General features: G+C 58.5%; 14 protein-coding genes. 4 read left to right on the top strand and 10 right to left on the bottom strand.

The annotated features are described in order from the left end of the window. Positions 1–277: 277 nt before the first annotated feature. Together AB5202_RS00510 and AB5202_RS00505 are read right to left on the bottom strand one after the other, a co-directional pair. A complete protein-coding gene (locus tag AB5202_RS00510) occupies positions 278–1,180 on the bottom strand; it encodes a hypothetical protein (protein ID WP_368143398.1) in 903 nt (300 codons plus the stop codon). A gap of 152 nt (positions 1,181–1,332) precedes the next feature. Then, on the bottom strand, positions 1,333–2,748 hold the full coding sequence (locus tag AB5202_RS00505) for an MFS transporter (protein WP_368143399.1): 1,416 nt from the start codon (positions 2,746–2,748) through the stop codon (positions 1,333–1,335). 205 nt (positions 2,749–2,953) lie between these two features. Here AB5202_RS00505 and AB5202_RS00500 point away from each other — a divergent pair, with 205 nt between their 5' ends. Both AB5202_RS00500 and AB5202_RS00495 read left to right on the top strand, forming a co-directional pair. Further along, positions 2,954–3,364 (top strand): peptide deformylase, encoded by a 411-nt coding sequence (locus AB5202_RS00500; protein ID WP_346963710.1) that lies wholly within the window; start codon positions 2,954–2,956, stop codon positions 3,362–3,364. A gap of 36 nt (positions 3,365–3,400) precedes the next feature. Next, positions 3,401–4,324 (top strand): LysR family transcriptional regulator, encoded by a 924-nt coding sequence (locus AB5202_RS00495; protein WP_138341146.1) that lies wholly within the window; start codon positions 3,401–3,403, stop codon positions 4,322–4,324. 123 nt (positions 4,325–4,447) lie between these two features. Here AB5202_RS00495 and AB5202_RS00490 read toward each other — a convergent pair whose 3' ends face one another. The 6 genes from AB5202_RS00490 to AB5202_RS00465 all read right to left on the bottom strand — a co-directional run bounded on the left by AB5202_RS00490 (position 4,448) and on the right by AB5202_RS00465 (position 12,296). Next, a complete protein-coding gene (locus AB5202_RS00490; RefSeq protein WP_368143400.1) occupies positions 4,448–5,890 on the bottom strand; it encodes a PTS transporter subunit EIIC in 1,443 nt (480 codons plus the stop codon). 193 nt (positions 5,891–6,083) lie between these two features. Beyond that, on the bottom strand, positions 6,084–7,202 hold the full coding sequence (locus tag AB5202_RS00485) for a neutral/alkaline non-lysosomal ceramidase N-terminal domain-containing protein (RefSeq protein ID WP_161115318.1): 1,119 nt from the start codon (positions 7,200–7,202) through the stop codon (positions 6,084–6,086). Between the two features lie 18 nt (positions 7,203–7,220). Beyond that, on the bottom strand, positions 7,221–8,468 hold the full coding sequence (locus tag AB5202_RS00480; protein WP_368143401.1) for a hypothetical protein: 1,248 nt from the start codon (positions 8,466–8,468) through the stop codon (positions 7,221–7,223). 26 nt (positions 8,469–8,494) lie between these two features. Beyond that, the gene (locus tag AB5202_RS00475; RefSeq protein ID WP_368143402.1) at positions 8,495–9,529 is read right to left on the bottom strand and encodes an amidohydrolase family protein; all 1,035 of its coding nucleotides are present in this window, start codon (positions 9,527–9,529) and stop codon (positions 8,495–8,497) included. A 226-nt stretch (positions 9,530–9,755) separates the two neighbouring features. Beyond that, positions 9,756–11,237, bottom strand: a complete 1,482-nt coding sequence (locus tag AB5202_RS00470) for an aminotransferase class I/II-fold pyridoxal phosphate-dependent enzyme (RefSeq protein WP_117637011.1) — start codon at positions 11,235–11,237, stop codon at positions 9,756–9,758. Between the two features lie 201 nt (positions 11,238–11,438). Further along, positions 11,439–12,296, bottom strand: coding sequence for a LysR family transcriptional regulator (locus tag AB5202_RS00465; protein WP_368143403.1), 858 nt, complete (start codon positions 12,294–12,296; stop codon positions 11,439–11,441). A gap of 118 nt (positions 12,297–12,414) precedes the next feature. On the opposite strand from AB5202_RS00465, the gene AB5202_RS00460 reads away from it, so the two are divergent. Together AB5202_RS00460 and AB5202_RS00455 are read left to right on the top strand one after the other, a co-directional pair. Continuing rightward, complete coding sequence (locus tag AB5202_RS00460) at positions 12,415–13,326, top strand: DMT family transporter (RefSeq protein WP_368143404.1); 912 nt, start codon at positions 12,415–12,417, stop codon at positions 13,324–13,326. 140 nt (positions 13,327–13,466) lie between these two features. Further along, the gene (locus tag AB5202_RS00455; protein WP_368143405.1) at positions 13,467–15,716 is read left to right on the top strand and encodes a KUP/HAK/KT family potassium transporter; all 2,250 of its coding nucleotides are present in this window, start codon (positions 13,467–13,469) and stop codon (positions 15,714–15,716) included. 79 nt (positions 15,717–15,795) lie between these two features. Here the strand turns inward: AB5202_RS00455 and bsh are convergent, their stop codons facing one another. Both bsh and AB5202_RS00445 read right to left on the bottom strand, forming a co-directional pair. Beyond that, positions 15,796–16,761 (bottom strand): choloylglycine hydrolase, encoded by a 966-nt coding sequence (gene bsh, locus AB5202_RS00450; RefSeq protein WP_368143406.1) that lies wholly within the window; start codon positions 16,759–16,761, stop codon positions 15,796–15,798. 131 nt (positions 16,762–16,892) lie between these two features. Continuing rightward, positions 16,893–17,312: a peptide deformylase gene (locus AB5202_RS00445; protein ID WP_022094377.1), complete on the bottom strand. Its 420-nt coding sequence runs from the start codon at positions 17,310–17,312 to the stop codon at positions 16,893–16,895. Positions 17,313–17,331 lie beyond the last annotated feature (19 nt).

Genomic DNA, 17,331 nt, shown 5'->3' with positions numbered 1-17,331 from the left:
AACAAGAACGTCCCCAACGACTACATTGCGATAGACGACCACGTTTGCCCAGATAAAACCGACCAAAATAAACCTGTCCCTTTTTGGCAGGTTTGGACTATGGGAACGCCGATGTTTTGGCAACGCCAGCGAGCGCCGCCCAGGGCGAACAAGTTGGCATGAAAAAGGCAAGGCATAGACCTTCTGGTCATGCCTTGCCTTTTGAATGACAAATTGTCGCCCTGGGTGGCGCGCAGCGTCGAGCCGTTACGCGGTTTGGTAAAACCGCGTAACCCAACTAGAAGCGGTTGCCGCGGAAGCCGCCGCCGTTGCGGCCGCCACGATCGCCACCGCGACCGCCACGGTCGTTACCACGGTTGCCGCCGAAGCCGCCACGGTTGCCACCGCGATCGCCATAGCCACCACGGTTGCCACCGCGACCGCCACGGTCGCCGCCACGGTCACCAAAACCGCCACGGCCGCCACGATCGCCACCGCGACCGCCGCGGTCGCCGCCACGGCCACCACGATCGCCAAAGCCGCCGCGACCGCCACGGTCGCCGCCACGGCCACCACGGTCGTCACGGCCGCCGCGAGGACCGCGATCCTCGTCCAGGCCCATGGCGACGAGCGGAGCGATAACCTTATCGAGAGCGGCCATCAGCTCGGTGGCCTCCTCGTAAGAAAGCTCGGGCAGGAGCTTCTCCTTCTTGTTGGCAAGCTCGACCAGGCCCTCAGCGGCATCCTCGGCGGCGAAGACAACAATCTTGCGCATATCGCCCTCGGCGTCGTCGATGCGGCCGACCAGATCGGCAGCCTCGGCCTCAGCCATCAGGCCATCGAGCTCACGAAGGCGCATGCCCAGCAAGTCGGACATTTCCTTCTGCTCCATCTTGGGCTTGAGGTCAAGAAGCTTGATGGCGCGCTCGATGTTCGCCATGCGCTCGGCCTTGGCCTCCTCCTCCTTGGAAATAGCAAAGCGACGGCTACGCAGCAGGCGGGCGGCCTTCTGCATCTTGTCCATCAGCTCTTCGTCATCGTAATCAACGGCGGCCTCGACAACCTCGGCCTCCTCCTCGGCGGAAACCTCGTCAGCAGCCTCAACCTCGGCAGCTTCGGTCTCCACGGTCTCGACTGCCTCGACCTCGGCAGCCATGGTCTCGTTCTCGGTCTCGTTCATGATCTCTTCGTTCTCGGACATGAGACTCCTTCTTGGCCCTCTCGGGCATCATCGCCCCATTCGCGGGGCCCGTCGCGCACTCTTTGCGCTTTAAACATTCATGCCTCTCGGCAAAACGTCCATTAGTTTATTGTGTCGCCATCCAATCTAGCTGCAGAATCTATGTGCACACATTAATGCGACATGTGTGACTCGCGACGAGCGTACACCAGCGACGCCACGAACCCGACCACGGCAATTACAGCCGCTACACGCACGGCAGCTGCAAATCCAATCGCCTGGGCAACGTCTGTCGCAGCGCCAGCGGCGCCGGCGGTCGCAGCAGAACTCGAGAGCAGACCGATAAACAGCGACGGGCCAAACGATGCGGCAATCATATTCCACGTGTTAAGCAATGCCGTTCCGTGAGGATGTTCAGCGGCGGGTAGCGTCTCCAAGCCGGCCGTTTGCGAGGGGCTCAGCACCAAACCGACTCCGGCATACACCACAACGGTCAGCGCCACGACGACGCCGATGTTCATGCTTGCCGCCGTCATCGAGATGGCAGTCTGCCCCACGGCAATCAGGGCAAAACCGACCGGCAGCAGCGGCCATGCGCCACGGGCGTCCATCACGCGTCCGCCCACAATCGAGGTCACGGCGTTGCAGGCAATCGCCGGCAAAATGAGCAAGCCCGCAATAAGTGCGGTCATGCCGTATGCGCCCTCAAAATAGAGCGGCAACAAAACGCTCATCGAGAACGTCGTCATCATCGACACCACCACAAGCAAACACGCAGGCCAAAAGCGAAAGCTCGCCATGGGACGCACGTTAAGCACCGGATGCTCGAGCTTGAGCTGACGGGCCGCAAACAGGCCGAGCAGCACAATGGCGGCGAAAAGCGCCACGATGCCGGCAATCAGATTGGTCGAGAACTCGCCTACGGAATACACAAATGCCGTAATGCCGGCGGCGAGCAAAACAACCGACAGAATATCAAGCGTGGTGTTCGAGCGCTCTCCGACATTCTGAACAAGCTTAACGCCCGCCGCAGCGACCACAATGCCGCCCACCAGCGGCACTACAAACACCGCCCTCCAGCCAAATAACGTGCACATAAGACCGCTAATCACGGGTCCAAACGCCGGTCCTAGCGTAATGCAGGCGCCGCCCAGGCTCAGATACAAACCGAGCTTCTCGCGCGGGGCGCAAGACAGCACCACGTTCATCATGAGCGGGAACAAGATGCCCGATCCCGCAGCCTGCAAAATACGACTTGGCAGCAAAACGCTAAACGACGGAGCGACCAGGCACAGGACTTCGCCGGCGACCATGCATCCGCATGCGAAAAACAGCAGCTTGCGCGTCGAGAAACGGCCGGACAGGAAGGCCATGATGGCCGTAAAAATCGACGTCACGATCATGTAGCCCGAGACGAGCCACTGTGCCGTGGTGGCACCCACCGAAAAGGCTGCCATAATGTCGTGCAACGCCACGTTAATGATGTTCTCGTTAAACGCGGCAACAAAGGCTGCAATATACATTACGACGAGAATCGCCGCAGAGGCCGATGGCGTTACTTGAACTTGTTGCTGAGATTTGCTCCCCATGCATTTCCTTCCTCTTGGAACGACAGTCGCATCGCCCCAGAGGAACGGTCCAGGGCGAAAAATGAGCCCTAGACTTACGCCAGACGCCGTACACGACGAATCTGGCAACATGGTCCAACATCGAAAGATTGTAACGCGGACGCACAGCTTTCCTTCCGCGCTATTATTAAAAGTCCACGAAAGCATAAGACATGAGGAGCCCGCCATGATTAAGCCCATCATGAAATCCGAGTTCTTTTTGCGTCTGCCTTCCGAAGACGCGGGACCCGACGATGCCGCAACCGGGCAGGATCTCCTGGATACACTCCACGAGCATGAGCGCGAGTGCGTGGGCCTCGCCGCCAACATGATCGGCGTGCGCAAACGCATCATCTGCGTAAAGGACGGCAACAGGACACTCCTGATGTACAACCCTCAAATTCTTGAGCAGGTCAATGCCTATCAGACGAGCGAAGGATGCCTCTCGCTGACCGGCGAGCGTCCCTGTACCCGCTATCGCCGCATTAAGGTTGAGTATTTGGACGAGAACTTCGTTCACCGCATCAAAAACTTCTCGGGCTACACCGCCGAGATCATCCAGCACGAAATCGACCACTGCAATGGCGTCGTGGTTTAGGTCACCTGCCAAAATGAGGGTACCGGAGGCCTCCCTATGGATATCAGCCGCTTTGGCGAATTCGCCATCTTAGCGCAGTCACGCACGTTTCTTGATGCGGCGGAACTGCTTTTCATGTCGCAATCAACCCTCTCCAAGCACATCATGGCAATGGAGCACGAACTCGGCTGCAAGCTCATCGATCGAAGCCAGCGCCACGTAACACTCACCGCGCAAGGTGAAGCGCTCCTCCCCTATGCGCAAAAAATTGCGACGCTTCAGCACCGCTATCTTGCCGCCATTCAAATAGGCGCAGGTGAGCCGCTCGAGCACCTCACCGTAGGTTCTATCCCCATTATGGCCCCTTATGGGATCACGGACGCCGTCATCGATTTTCAGCAGGCGAACCCCTCATATTCTGTTGAGCTCATCGAGGGCGAGGGCGACACACTCAAGCGCATGCTCCTGCACGAGGACATTGACCTGGCCTTCATCCGTGACAGCGGCGCCATCGAGCCGGAGTTCAAAAAGATTCCCTTTACGACCGACCGGCTCGTGGCCGTCCTTCCGCTCGACCATCCGCTCGCCGAACGTGACACCGTCGAGATAGACGACCTTATCGACGAGAATTTCCTCATGCTTCCCCAAGGCTCGTTCGTAAGCGAGCTCGTCCTTTCCCTTTGTCGAGAAGCTGGATTTGGCCCACGTGTTACGTTCACCGGCAAACGAGCCGAGAACATCATCTCTCTTGTCGCACGCGGCGCCGGTGTCTCATTCCTCATGCGCAAGCCGGCGGAATCGCTTGCCAGCGGAAAGGTAGCCCTGGTGCCGCTTGAGCCCGCGACGACCTCCGAGGTCAGGCTCTACCTCAAGCGGAATGCCGCGCACTCGCAGGCGGTCGTCTCGTTCATCGGCTTCCTCCCCTACCGTCAGCTCCTGCAGGGCGACCGTGCGTCTTCCACCGCGGCACGACCGTCATAATCCCCGCTGCTCCACAACCGCAGACCTGTGTCCGCAAACACGCTGACAACGGCACAAAACACAAATATGCCTCGGGCGGCACGTCGCCGTCCGAGGCATATTTAGTTAAAGTGCGCAGACAGACTAGTCCACCGAGATGTTGAGCGCCTTACCGCCCTCGTCCTTCCTGGTACCGATCACCATAGCGGCGACAAGAGCCAGAACGAAAGCGACCACACCGGAGATGACAAGGCCGATAAAGCCCGTGTCGATGCCGGCAGGGTTAATAAAGCTCGGGAAACCGAGCGGGCCGGAGGCACCGAAGGCATAGAGTTTGGTACCCATGAGGCCGGCAATGGCGCCGCCTACACCAGCGGAAATAAAGGTTGCCCACATAAGACGCTTACGCGGCAGCAAGATGGCGTAAAGCGCAGGCTCGTTGACACCGAAAATCGAAGAGACAAGAGCGGGAATGTTGACGGCAGCATTTTCCTCGGAGTCCTTGGTTCGGATGACCATGCCAAGCACAGCACCGGCGATGGCACAACCGCCTGCATACACGAGCGGGTTAATGAGGTCATAGCCGTAGGTTGCGACATCGAGAAACCACAGCGGGATGATACCCCAGTGCAGGCCGAACATGACGAGCAGGCTCCAGAACGTGCCGATGACGAAGCCGGCGATGGCGGGCTGGAAGTTGATGAGCATCAAGATGATCTGGGCAACGATGTTGGAGAGGACCGTCATGACCGGACCGACCACAAGCAGGCCAAGGATGCCGCAAATGAGGAGCGTCAGGATGTTGGAGAAGAACGAGCTCACAAGCGCGGGCAGCGCGTTAGAAAGGGCCTTGTGCACCTTGGAGGCAATCCAGACGATAAAGATCGCAGGCAGAATCGTCGATGAGTAATTCTGCATGATCAGCGGGATGCCAAAAATATCACCGTAGACATTGGACTCGAAGACCGTGCCGGCGCCGAGCGTGTAGAGCGGATCTCCACCCATAAGGGCAACGAGCGTCGGGTAGACGAGGATGCCACCGAGTGCCATTCCCATAACGGGCTTAAGTCCGAACTTCTTGGCCGACGTCCAGCCAATGATTAGCGGAAAGTAATAGAAGACCGAATCTCCGATTGCCGAGAGCGTCACATACGTATTGCTGTCCTTGGCAAGCCAACCGGCAACCGTGCAGAGCGCGAGCATCGACTTGATAAAGCCACCGGCCATAAGCACGCCAAGAACCGGCTGCAGAATCTCGGAGATGATGGCAAGCAGACGCGAGAATGGATCGCCCTTTTTGACGTCGTCGCCCTCATCGATATCGAGTGCGGGTTTGGAGTCGAACCCGCCAATCTGAACAAGGTCGTTGTAGACGGCCTCGACAGTGGCACCAATCACGACCTGATACTGTCCGCCGGCCTGGATGACGTCAACGACGCCCTTCGTCGCCTTAAGCTCATTGGTCTGGGCGAGCGATTCATCCTTGAGGCGGAAGCGGAGACGCGTAATGCAGTGGCTCACGTCTAACACATTGTCTCGACCACCGACCTTTGTGATGATTTCATCGCAAAGCTTCTGGTATTTCATGGAATTCTCCTTTTTCTGAGCGGGGTATAGCATCGATTTCATGCCTCCGTAGTCGACGTGGGAGGGCAAGGAACCCGCTTTCCCCCTTGAAATCCGCGGACGCACGTACGCCCGGGATGGGGAACGGCAGAGAAGATGGAAGATGCCGATCACATGGCAATGAGCCTCATTGGCCCATATCACGCAATCAGGCCTACAGACGCGAATCTGCTGCGCCGAGAAGTCTCGTCGTCTGGCAGAACTTGTCACACAGACGTTCCGGTTCGCCCTGGGGAATCTGAGTACGCTCGGTCTCAAAAGAGAGGCCGTACTCGCGTGCCGGAAGGAAATACTCGAAATAGCCGTTGGTGTAACCGCAAACTATTCCCTCGACCGGGCATTCGCGCTTCATGCGAATACCCAAGTCGCTGCCGAGCTCACTCGGGAACACAAAGAGATGCAGGCCGCCCAAACTGATGACGACACACTTAAGCGTGAGCGAAAAGTCGTCATGGGCAACGGTGTGATAGAACGTCTGAGGCTCGATGCGGTCGAGAACGACCTCGCGATCGAGCTTGATCTGGGAAATCGCCTCGGCAAGACCGGTCGAAACGCGCTCGACCTCGGGAATGCCGCGTCCCTGACGAAAATTGCGGTCGCTACAGTCGCCAGCAGCACCGACGACCATGGCCGGATAGTAACCAAGGCTCTGAGCGAGCTTTTTGCCGGTAAGACCGGCGAGTTCGCTCGTGAGCTCCGTGCAGTCGGGTCCGACGCAAGCGGAATGCACCGCCCAGTTCACAAAGCCCGCAAATGGCTTGCCTTCGGTATCGAAGAACGATACGACAATGACCTCATTGTCGGCGAGTTCACCTGGGATGATGCGGTTGTCGTAGAAACCGGTGATGACCTGCTTGCCCAAGCGACAAATCGCGGGCTGTGCGTTGGCGCGGCACTCCTCAAAGCATTGGCAAATGGTATCGAGGAACCAGCGGTAGTAGTTCTCGTCGAATTTTCCCGTCCACCAGCTGCGGTGGTAAGCGACGATTGAAGTATGGTCGTGCGTCGCCGAGAGCAGAACGCAATCACGGTCAATGCCGTAGCGCTCAGCGAGCATTGTCTTGACTTCCTCGGCCATGCTTTCCTCGAACTCGAGGACATCGGCATTAAAGAGAAACACTTCACGTTCGCCTTGCTGGAAGAGGATGGCGTTGGCGAAGACGTCGTCATGGACGCCTGTCGCAGGTTCAAGACGGTTGGGAAGATTGCGGTAGCCAATCAGGTAGATGTCGCCCTGTGGGGTGATTTTGCGGCGCGCGTGTCCAATGTTCATGCACGTTCTCCTTCTGTGTCACGCCGCATTCAAGGCGGCAATGATGATTTCGACGAGGCGCTCATGGGATCCGGCGGCAAAACCGGAGTTCATAGCCTCATAGGTGATTTTTTCGTACGCGTCGGGAGCCGGTAGGTACTTCTGTCCGCCGTTGACGAGCGTGGCAAAGAACACAGAGCCGGACCGAGCGGCGCGCACAGTGGCGCCGAATGCACTCGAGACCTCGGGTTGTACGCCGACAAGCTCGACGTTTCCCAGCCGGAGCAGATAGACCCTCGTGCGCTGCTCGCCAGCGGCATGAAACTCATACGTTCGGTGCGGAGCCAAAGAGTGAAAATCGGCGCGTGTCTGAGCGGGCAGGAGAACGTCGACCGTGCGGGCATCGATGCCGGTAGCGTCATCCTCACGCGCCATGCGAGCGGCCTCGATCAAAGCATCGCCCAAGGCCTGCCCCTGCTGGTGCAGCATGCGGTATCCGTCCTCATGGGCATCGACCGTCTGCTTAACGCCGACCGCATCGAACATGACGTTCATGGCGCGCTCCGCCGGACCTTGGTCGCCCGCGGCGCCTGGCAGCAACAGGGCAACGCCGCCCAGCTCGCGCTCGAGTGACATGGCGGCAAAACCAAAGAGGTCTCCGCTCGCCATGCGCCTCCCCTCGGAGTCGCGCGACCCGTCGAGCACGGAGGACTGAACATCCGCCATCGCGAGCACGGCAACATACTCGCCCCCGGCATCCCTTATGGCGAGTACGGGCATCGTGTGGTCGGCAAACCCCCTGGGATTCGAGCCCAACCACCAGCCGGCAGGCGTCTCAATGTCGCGATTAACGTTCACGGGGCATTCGCCCTCCACAGTGGCGAGCGTGGCAGAGCGAATGCCCGCAACAGCGCGCTCGACAGCCGTGCGGGCGGCAGCGACGAGCGCTGCGCGATAGCGCTCGTTGCGATTGCGGGTAGCATCGTCGGCAAGATGCCCGGGAGTGCGGACGTGAGGCATGGAAAACGTGTGGGTAGGAACCACCCAAGAATAAGCACCGCTGCAATTGGCGGCATCCTCAACAACCTCACGCAGATCGGCGAGTAGAGCCGGAGCGATCGAGGTGACCTCAAGCGAAAGGACGCAGGCGCGTCGCCCCATCCCCTCGATGATAAGGGCACGGGCGAAGACCTCATGACGGAGTTCGTCGAAACCGTCGAACGGCAACACGTCCCCAAGATCGATGGCCACACGAGCGGCCCCAGCCCTCATCTCTCCTTCGCCCATGGCAGATACTCCCCTCTGATTGCCGCTCACTCGACACCGTACAGTTGCTGCGCCGTACCGCCAAGCACAAGGTCGCTGTCTGTATCGCTCAGATTTGCAGCGCGAACGCAGGCGACACCCTCGGTGAGCCACTCGCGTTTAACGGGATAGCTCGTGCCAAAAACAATATGGTCTGCACCCAGCACGTCAACCGCGCAGGCGAGGAGTGTCTTGCCCCAAGGCTGGGCATGGGACATGTCGAAATAGATGTTGTTCTCGAGGTGCCTGGAAACGGTCTCGGTATCGACCTGAAAACGGCCAGAAGCATCAGGGCGCTTGGGACCATGAGGCAGCAGCATCTCCTTGAACGCAAAGTATGCGCCGCCGAGCATGGAGTGGACCATCTTGATATTGGGATAGCGCTCAAAGAAATCACCAAAGATCTCTCGGCCGATCGCCGTAGTTTGGTCGACGCAGCGGCCATAAGAGCGGCGAAGGTTGTCGTACGCGAGAAGCGACTCGTTCTCGACCGGCACGGGAACATGGTGCACGTAAACGGTGGCATGACGTTCGTTCAGGTGCTCGAAAAAGCTCGAGAAGACCTGGTCGTCGAGATAGCGCTTGCCGTAGTGAGCGCAGAGCTGCACGCCCGCAAAACCATCGTCGAGCCTGCGGTCGAGCTCCTCCAAATTCGCTTTGGTGCCAAAGGGCGGCACGGCAACAAGCGGAATCAGACGGCCATTTGACGCCTTCGCGTCAGCAGCCATACCGTCGTTGAAACGCCGGCACATCTCGAGCGACATCCACTCGTGGCAGCCGGGGAACTTAAGGATCGCCTTGTCGACCCCCGCCTCATCCATATCGGCCAAGCGCTTCTCGAGGGTGTAGTCGCCCTCAATGTAGTTAAGACCCGGAGAACCGGCGGGCATCTCGATCACGATCTGTCGTTTGCCGGCGGAATTCATGGTCAGATAGCCTTCGGTGTCATAGGCGCGGGGTACCTCGGCCAAAAACTGTTCGCAGAGCGTCTCGTCATGAAAGATGCGCTCGTCGAACCAGTAGGAATTTGCATCGATAATCATTGGTTGGAACCGCCTTTCATCTTGTTGAAAACATTCTAGAAAAGCAGGTACCCGGACATCAATTCCAGCTTAAGCCCACTGTATTCCATTTTGGAATAGAACTTACCGCTCACGCGCGAACCTCGCCCGCTCAACGAGACAAGCGCTAACAGCACGGGCTTAGACAGAAAACGGTCGGCCCGCATCCGTTGCGGGCCGACCGTTTCATTACAGGCTACCTTTGCCGTTACGCCTGGCGGTAGTGATCGAAGAAGTCGGCGAGGTCTTCGAGGGACTCCTTGAGTACTTCCATGCGCGGCAGGTACACGATACGGAAGTGGTCGGGCTCAGCCCAGTTGAAGCCGCCGCCGCGCGTGATCAGGATCTTCTTCTCGTGCAGCAGGTCAAGGGCGAACTGCTCGTCATCGGTGATGTTGAACTTCTTCACATCCATCTTGGGGAAGATGTAGAACGCCGCGCGCGGCTTAACCACCGAGATGCCGTCAATCTTGTTGAGCGCCTCATACACAAAGTTGCGCTGCTCGTAGACACGGCCGCCGGGACGGATGTAGTCGTTAACGGACTGATGACCACCGAGTGCCGTCTGAACGATCGACTGAGCCGGCACGTTGGAGCACAGGCGCATGTTGGAGAGCATGTTGATACCCATGATGAAGTCGCTCATGCAGCGCTGGTTGCCCGAAAGCACCATCCAGCCAATACGATAGCCCGCAATCATGTGCGACTTGGAAAGGCCACTAAAGGTAACGCAGGGCAGGTCGGGGGCGAGCGAGGCAATCGAGACGTGCTCGTAGCCGTCCATGCACAGGCGGTCGTAAATCTCGTCTGCAAAAATCATGAGCTGGTGCCTGCGCGCAACCTCAACGATGCCCTCGAGCACCTCACGCGGGTAAACGGAGCCCGTGGGGTTGTTGGGGTTGATGATGACGAGGGCTTTGGTCGCGCTCGTGATCTTGGACTCCATATCCTCCAGGTCGGGATACCAATCCGCCTGCTCATCGCACAGATAATGTACGGGATGACCGCCAGCAAGGGTTGCGCACGCCGTCCAGAGCGGATAGTCGGGGCTGGGGATCAGAATCTCGTCGCCATTGTCGAGCAGCGCGTTCATCGAAAGCTGAATGAGCTCGGACACGCCGTTGCCCGTGTAGATATGCTCCATCTGAACGTTGGGCAGGCCCTTGATCTGCGAATACTGCATGATCGCCTTGCGCGCGGAGAACAGGCCACGCGAGTTGGAATAGCCTTCGCAGTCGGGCAGCTGCTGGCGCATGTCCTTGATGACCTCATCGGGCGTGCGGAAACCGAAGGGCGCCGGGTTGCCGATATTGAGCTTGAGGATGCGCTCGCCCTCGTCCTCCATACGGGCGGCCTCGTCGACGACGGGACCGCGCACGTCATACAGGACGTTATCGAGCTTGGTGGATTTAGAAAAAGTACGCATGGTGGTGCTCCTTGCAATTTGAGCTGAGGGATGGGGTTCGGGCTTGGAATCGTTGCGGGGTGATGATGCCTCGCCTTGATCGGCGTCGCCGGCAAGCAGCCAGGTAACATCGACCTCCAAAATACGGGCGAGCAGCTCAGCCACATCGCGCCGCGGGATCGTCTTGCCGCTCACATATTGGCTCATCTGACTCTTGCCGAGTTTTTTGCCGAGCATCTCCGATGCGCGGATCACGTCCGACTGGCGAACGTCGCGATCGGACATAGCCTGTCGCAGGCGATCGCTAAACGTCTCTTGGGCCACTAGAACCTCCTTGCTGGCAAAGTTCAATTTATAGAACACGAATTGAACCATGGTTCAATTTAGCAAGCAGTATAACGCGGCGCTTCATTCGAAAGTTCAATTTCATAAGAAAATGTATCGGACTCCGAGATCTGCCCAAAGCAAACAATGGCGTGTACACGTTTAGAGGTATTCGAGAAAACGGGCGGCGGCAAGCGAAACATCGGCCGTTCGATATATGGCATTGATCTGCCGATGGGGATGTCCCTCGAGCGAACGCACGGCAACATCGAACTGACAACGGCGCAAGATGAGCGCGGGAAGAATGCTCACGCCCAGGCCGTCCTCGACCATAGCCATAATCGCATAATCATCCCAGGTCGACAGCTTGGAGCACACCGTCAGCCCCGCCCGACGGAACAGCGGCGTAATCTCGTCATCGGTGCCGCGTTCTAGCAGAATAAACTGCTCGTTAGCCAAATCGGAAAGAGAGACGGCCTCCGCCGTGGCAAGCAAAGAGCCTGCCGGCACTACCGCCATCAACTCGTCGCGCACCAAAGGCCGCGATGCCATGCCATTTTCTCGGGGCTCATGCGGGATAAAGCCCAGATCGCAGCGGCCCTCTGACACCCATTGTTCAATCTCTGAGTAATCGCCCATCAGCAACTCGTAATCGACGTCCGGGTGATCGGCGCGAAAGCGCGCAATCACTGGCGGCAGCACGTGGGTCGCCACACTCGAAAACGTACCGATGCAGATTTTGCCGCGCATGAGCCCGCGCATCTCATCCACCCGTCGCTGCAAGCGAGTGAATTCCTCGCAGAGCGCCTCGACAGCCGGCATGACCTGCCGCCCGTCGGCAGAAAGCACTACGCCCTCGCGACTGCGGTCGAGCACCTTAAAGCCCCAATCGGCCTCAAGATCGGCCACCATACGGCTCACGCCCGACTGCGAATAGCTCAGGCGCTCGGCAGCACGCGTAAAGCTTCCGGCGCGCACCGTCTCCAGCAGCACCTGCATCTTTTGAATATTCGTTTCCACGACACGCCTCCACCTTTACATGATTTTTTGTCATGTTAGCCATGCATTATATTCGCTTTTCTTCTATTGCCAGTTCACCCATAGTGAACATGCTCGAATATAGAGGGGACGGAAGCGCATGAACAACGGACTGTTTACGTACTTAGCAGCATTGCTATTGTTTGGCTCCAACGGCATCATCGCCGCTGCCATCGCGCTGCCGAGCTCCGATATCGTGCTACTACGCACGTTTTTGGGCGCCCTCTCGCTTGTCACTATCCTTGCCATCACCCAACGCCATAAACTGCAGGCGCCATCTCGTCCCCGCGAAGCCGCAGCACTCCTTCTCTCGGGAGCCGCGCTGGGCGCCAGCTGGATTTTCCTGTTCCGCGCCTATCAGACGATCGGCGTCGGCGTATCCTCGCTGCTGTACTACTGCGGCCCCATCATTGTCATGGCGCTCTCCCCGCTCATCTTTGGCGAAAAGCTGACCGGCGGCAAAATCGCCGGCTTTATCGCCGTTGCTTGCGGTGCTTTTCTCATTGCAGCACAAGGTCTAGGCGGCAATATGCCCATTGCGGGTATCGCCTGCGGTATCGCCTCGGCATTTTGCTATGCGCTGATGGTCATCGCTAGCAAGGGTGCGCCACACATCGAAGGCCTCGAGAACTCCACGCTCCAGGTGAGCGCCGCCTTTTTGACCGCGCTGGTCCTCACGCTCATCACGCAGGGCGTTCCCTCATTCCTGTCCGCCGGCGTCGCCGCCAGTATTGATTGGCGCGCCGTCATCATGCTCGGCGTCGTCAACACCGGCATCGGTTGCCTGCTCTACTTTAGTGCCGTCGCCAAGCTGCCCGTCCAGACCGTCGCGGTCGTCGGCTACCTCGAGCCGCTTTCGGCCGTCGTGTTCTCGGCCGTCCTTTTGGGCGAAGCCATAACACCGGTCCGCCTGATGGGTGCCGCGCTTATCATCGGCGGCGCGATTTTTTGCGAACTCGCCGGCAAACGCGCAAGCGCCAAGGCTGGCATAGCCCAGACAGCACGTGCTTAAAAGCCCCTGTTTTGAAATGCTACCTACGTACATAAATAATCCCCAGCTGGGGATTATTGTCTAAAATAACCTGATGTGCCAAACTGCTCTTGTATGTATAAAGACGGCATAAAGATTATCTGTCCTAGACAGATAACCGGATGTCTAAGGGAGTCCACGTGGCACACAACAAACTGGAGGCAAGCCCCCAAGACCAGCGTGGTCAAGGCGGGCACGGAGCCATCCCCCTCTCCGCTGGCATGCTGCTCGTAACGCTCGGCGTCGTCTATGGCGACATCGGCACGAGCCCCATGTACACCATGAAATCAATCGTCGCCAACAACGGCGGCATCGGTACCGTCAGCGAGGACATGATTCTGGGCGCGCTTTCGCTCGTCATCTGGACCATGACGCTCGTGACCACGGTCAAGTACGTGGTAATCGCCATGAAGGCCGACAACCACAACGAAGGCGGCATCTTCGCCCTGTTTAGCCTGGTGCGAAAAGTGGCACCATGGCTGATCCTACCTGCCATGATCGGCGGCGCGGCACTGCTCGCCGACGGCATCCTCACCCCCGCGGTCACGGTCACCACAGCCATCGAGGGCCTGCGTACCATCGAGTGGGGCCACGCGCTGCTGGGCGACGGCCAGACCAACGTCATCATCATCACCATCATCATTATCTGTGGCCTATTTGCCATGCAGCGCGCCGGTACCTCGTCGATCGGTAAGCTGTTCGGTCCGCTTATGACGCTGTGGTTCCTGTTCCTGGCAGGCGCCGGCCTGTTCAACATGCTCGGTAACCTGTCCATCCTGCGCGCGCTCAACCCCATCCGCGGCGTCATGTTTCTGTTCTCGCCCATCAACCACTCGGGCATCATGGTGCTCGGCTTTGTCTTCCTGTCGACGACCGGCGCCGAGGCCCTCTACTCGGACATGGGTCACGTTGGCAAGGCCAACATCTATGTATCCTGGCCGTTTGTTAAGGCGGCCCTTATCCTCAACTATCTGGGTCAAGGCGCTTGGCTGCTCGCCAATAACTCCAACCCCCAGATGCTCGCGATGGATATCGTCAACCCGTTCTATATGATGCTCCCTGAGCCCCTGCGCCCCTTTGCCATCGTGCTTTCGGCCGTAGCGGCCATCATCGCCTCGCAGGCGCTCATCACCGGCTCGTTCTCGCTGGTATCCGAGGCCACGCGCCTCAACCTTATGCCGCATCTGCGCATCCACTACCCCAGCGACACCAAGGGCCAGCTCTATATTCCGCTCGTCAACAACATCATGTGGGTCGGCTGCATCTTCATCGTGCTGCTGTTCCAAAACTCCGAGCGCATGGAGAGCGCCTACGGCCTCGCCATTACCGTGACCATGCTCATGACCACGACGCTTTTGACGAGCTATATCGCTGGCATTCTCAAGCACAAGCTGGGCGCCTGCGTCTTCGCCCTGCTCTTCGGTGCCATTGAGCTGTGCTTCTTTGCCTCGTGCCTCACCATGTTCTTTGACGGCGGCTATGTGATGATCTTCCTGGCCGCACTGCTGTTTGGCCTTATGTACGTGTGGCGCCGTGGCACCGCCATCGAGCGCACGCAGACGATTCTGTTGCCCGTCTCCAAGTACATCGATCAGCTCAACCGCCTGCGCAACGACGAGACCTATCCCGTGCTCGCCGACAATCTGGTATTTCTCACCAACAGCCCCGACCCGCTCACGCTCGACCGTGACGTGCTCTATTCCATCCTGGATAAGCATCCCAAGCGCGCCAAGGCATATTGGTTCATTAACGTGCACGTTACCGACGAACCCTATACGCACGAGTATTCCGTCGAGACCTTTGGCACGGACTTCCTCTTCCGCGTTCGCCTGGACCTGGGCTTTAAAGTCAACCAGCGCGTCAACGCTTATCTGCGTCAGATCGTCGGCGACTTGATGGCATCGGGCGAGCTGCCGCCGCAGCATCACACCTACTCCATCTACGAGACACGCGGCAACGTAGGCGACTTCCGTTTTTGCATGCTGCGCAAGATGCTCGCCCCCGAAACGGACATCAACCGCAATGACCACCGCGTCATGGCCATCAAGTACGCCGTCCGCCGCGCCTGCGGAAGCCCGGCACGCTGGTACGGTCTTGAGAACTCGGCCATCATCATCGAGTACGTGCCCCTCTTTGCCCGCATGCGCCCGGCCGTTAAGCTCGTGCGCACCCAGGTGCCGCTCGAGGTTCAGATCGAAGAAGCCGAGGAAATGGAAGTCGATATCTTCTCGGACGACCTGGTCAACGGCAACGAGGCCGGTAGGGACATGAACGTCGATCCCACCGAGCTGCTCGAGAGCGTCGCCGATACGCCCGAACAGCAACAGCTCGACGGCCTCGAGAGTGAACAACTCAACGACGCCAACTTCTAGCGACGTCGCAAATCAACGACAGCGGCCCTGCACCTCACGGGAGATGCAGGGCCGCTTTGCATTGCAGTAAAGCTATCGGCTACGAGCGGCGCGGCTCGGGAGTCACGAGCTTATCGGGGCTCGCGCCCTCGGCATCCATCAGGCTCACGTAGCGAATCGACGGATCCCCATACATCGCGTAGTAATAATTGCCCGTGCGCGCGCTAAAGCATCCGGTGTAGATAGTCTTCTCGAACTTGCCATCGCCCATCCTGGACGCTCCCTCGATCATCACCACGCCCTCGAGCGAGCGGAACATGCGAACGACGTTTTCGGTCTCGCTCTCCTTTTGTGGGTAATTGGCATTGAGGTACGCCGCCTTTACAAAACGGCTCGGCGAATAGCAATCGCCCGGAATGCCGCGCATGCCGGCACCGGCTCCATAGGGCTTAAGCTCGGCGCCACGCCATGTCGCCGTCTGCGGAAAATCGCTTGTGGCCGTGATATAGGTGCGCAGGTTTTCCATGTGCCACGGGAAAGTCGGCTGATTGGCAAGGGTGTCGACCGGATCGTCGTATACATGCAGGCCGTCAGCCATCATCTCGACCACGATGCTACGCTGGCTGTCGCCGATAATCCAATGGAGCAGCGACACGCCCAGCCCCTCTCCAGCAGATTTAGCAACAATCACCGTATCGCGCAGCGCGGCCTCGACCTCGTCGACCGTCGAGAACGTCGCTGCCACCCACAGGGGAAACTCATAGGCTGCGATATTGGTCTTACCGTCGACAGGGTCCTCGGCATACTCGGCATAACCCGGGAAATTGAGACCCGCCACGGCGAGGCCCGCATCGTTACCGCAATCGAAAAACATGGGATAGTTCTTGTAATCGATGCACATACCGATCACCGCGTGTGCCGCTGTCGCGTCGTCGATAAACGAATACGGAATGTGAAACCCGCGCGGCATCACGCGAACCTGTTGGCCGTAGTCAAAGCTCCAGTCGAGGTTGCGGCCCAGATACATGTGGCCAGAATTATCGGTAAATCGAATACTCGTGCACATAGCGCCTCCTAGCCTTACGTTCTTGCTAAGGTTATTGTCTCCAAACAAAAAGGCGCTAAACACAAAAGCCCGGACATGACAACAATGTCATGCCCGGACCAAAAACGACGAAGTGCGGTGACGTAGTCACCCTAGACAAGTTTACCTTGGCAGTGATCGATCATATGCTGGATCATCTGTGCCTCAAAGCCCGCGTAGTCGCGGCGGCACTCCTTCATCTTGCCGTCGACGATCTGGTCAAAGGCCACCTTGCACTTGATATAGCGCGTGGACTTGGTGACCTCCTCGTGCGTCAGGCAGCTCTCCTCCATCTTACTGGCGCCCAGGCCAAACACCAGACGGGGGTTGTAGAGCACGTGGGGCTCGCCGGCATCGTCCAGGTAGACGCAAACCTTCTTGGTAACGCCAATCTGGTTAGCGGCAAGGCAGCCGGCATCGTCGAGCGACTTGATGGTATCGATCAGGTCCTGAGCAACCGACTCGTCCTCGACGGTCGCAACCTCGCAACGCTGGGACAGGATAGCCTCGTCGTGGCAAAGCTCTTTAATCATACGTTCCTCCATAGGGGTC

Origin of the sequence: Collinsella aerofaciens, assembly GCF_040915545.1 — a bacterium.
Taxonomy (GTDB): domain Bacteria; phylum Actinomycetota; class Coriobacteriia; order Coriobacteriales; family Coriobacteriaceae; genus Collinsella; species Collinsella aerofaciens_BE.
This window is presented reverse-complemented; position numbering and strand designations above follow the sequence as displayed.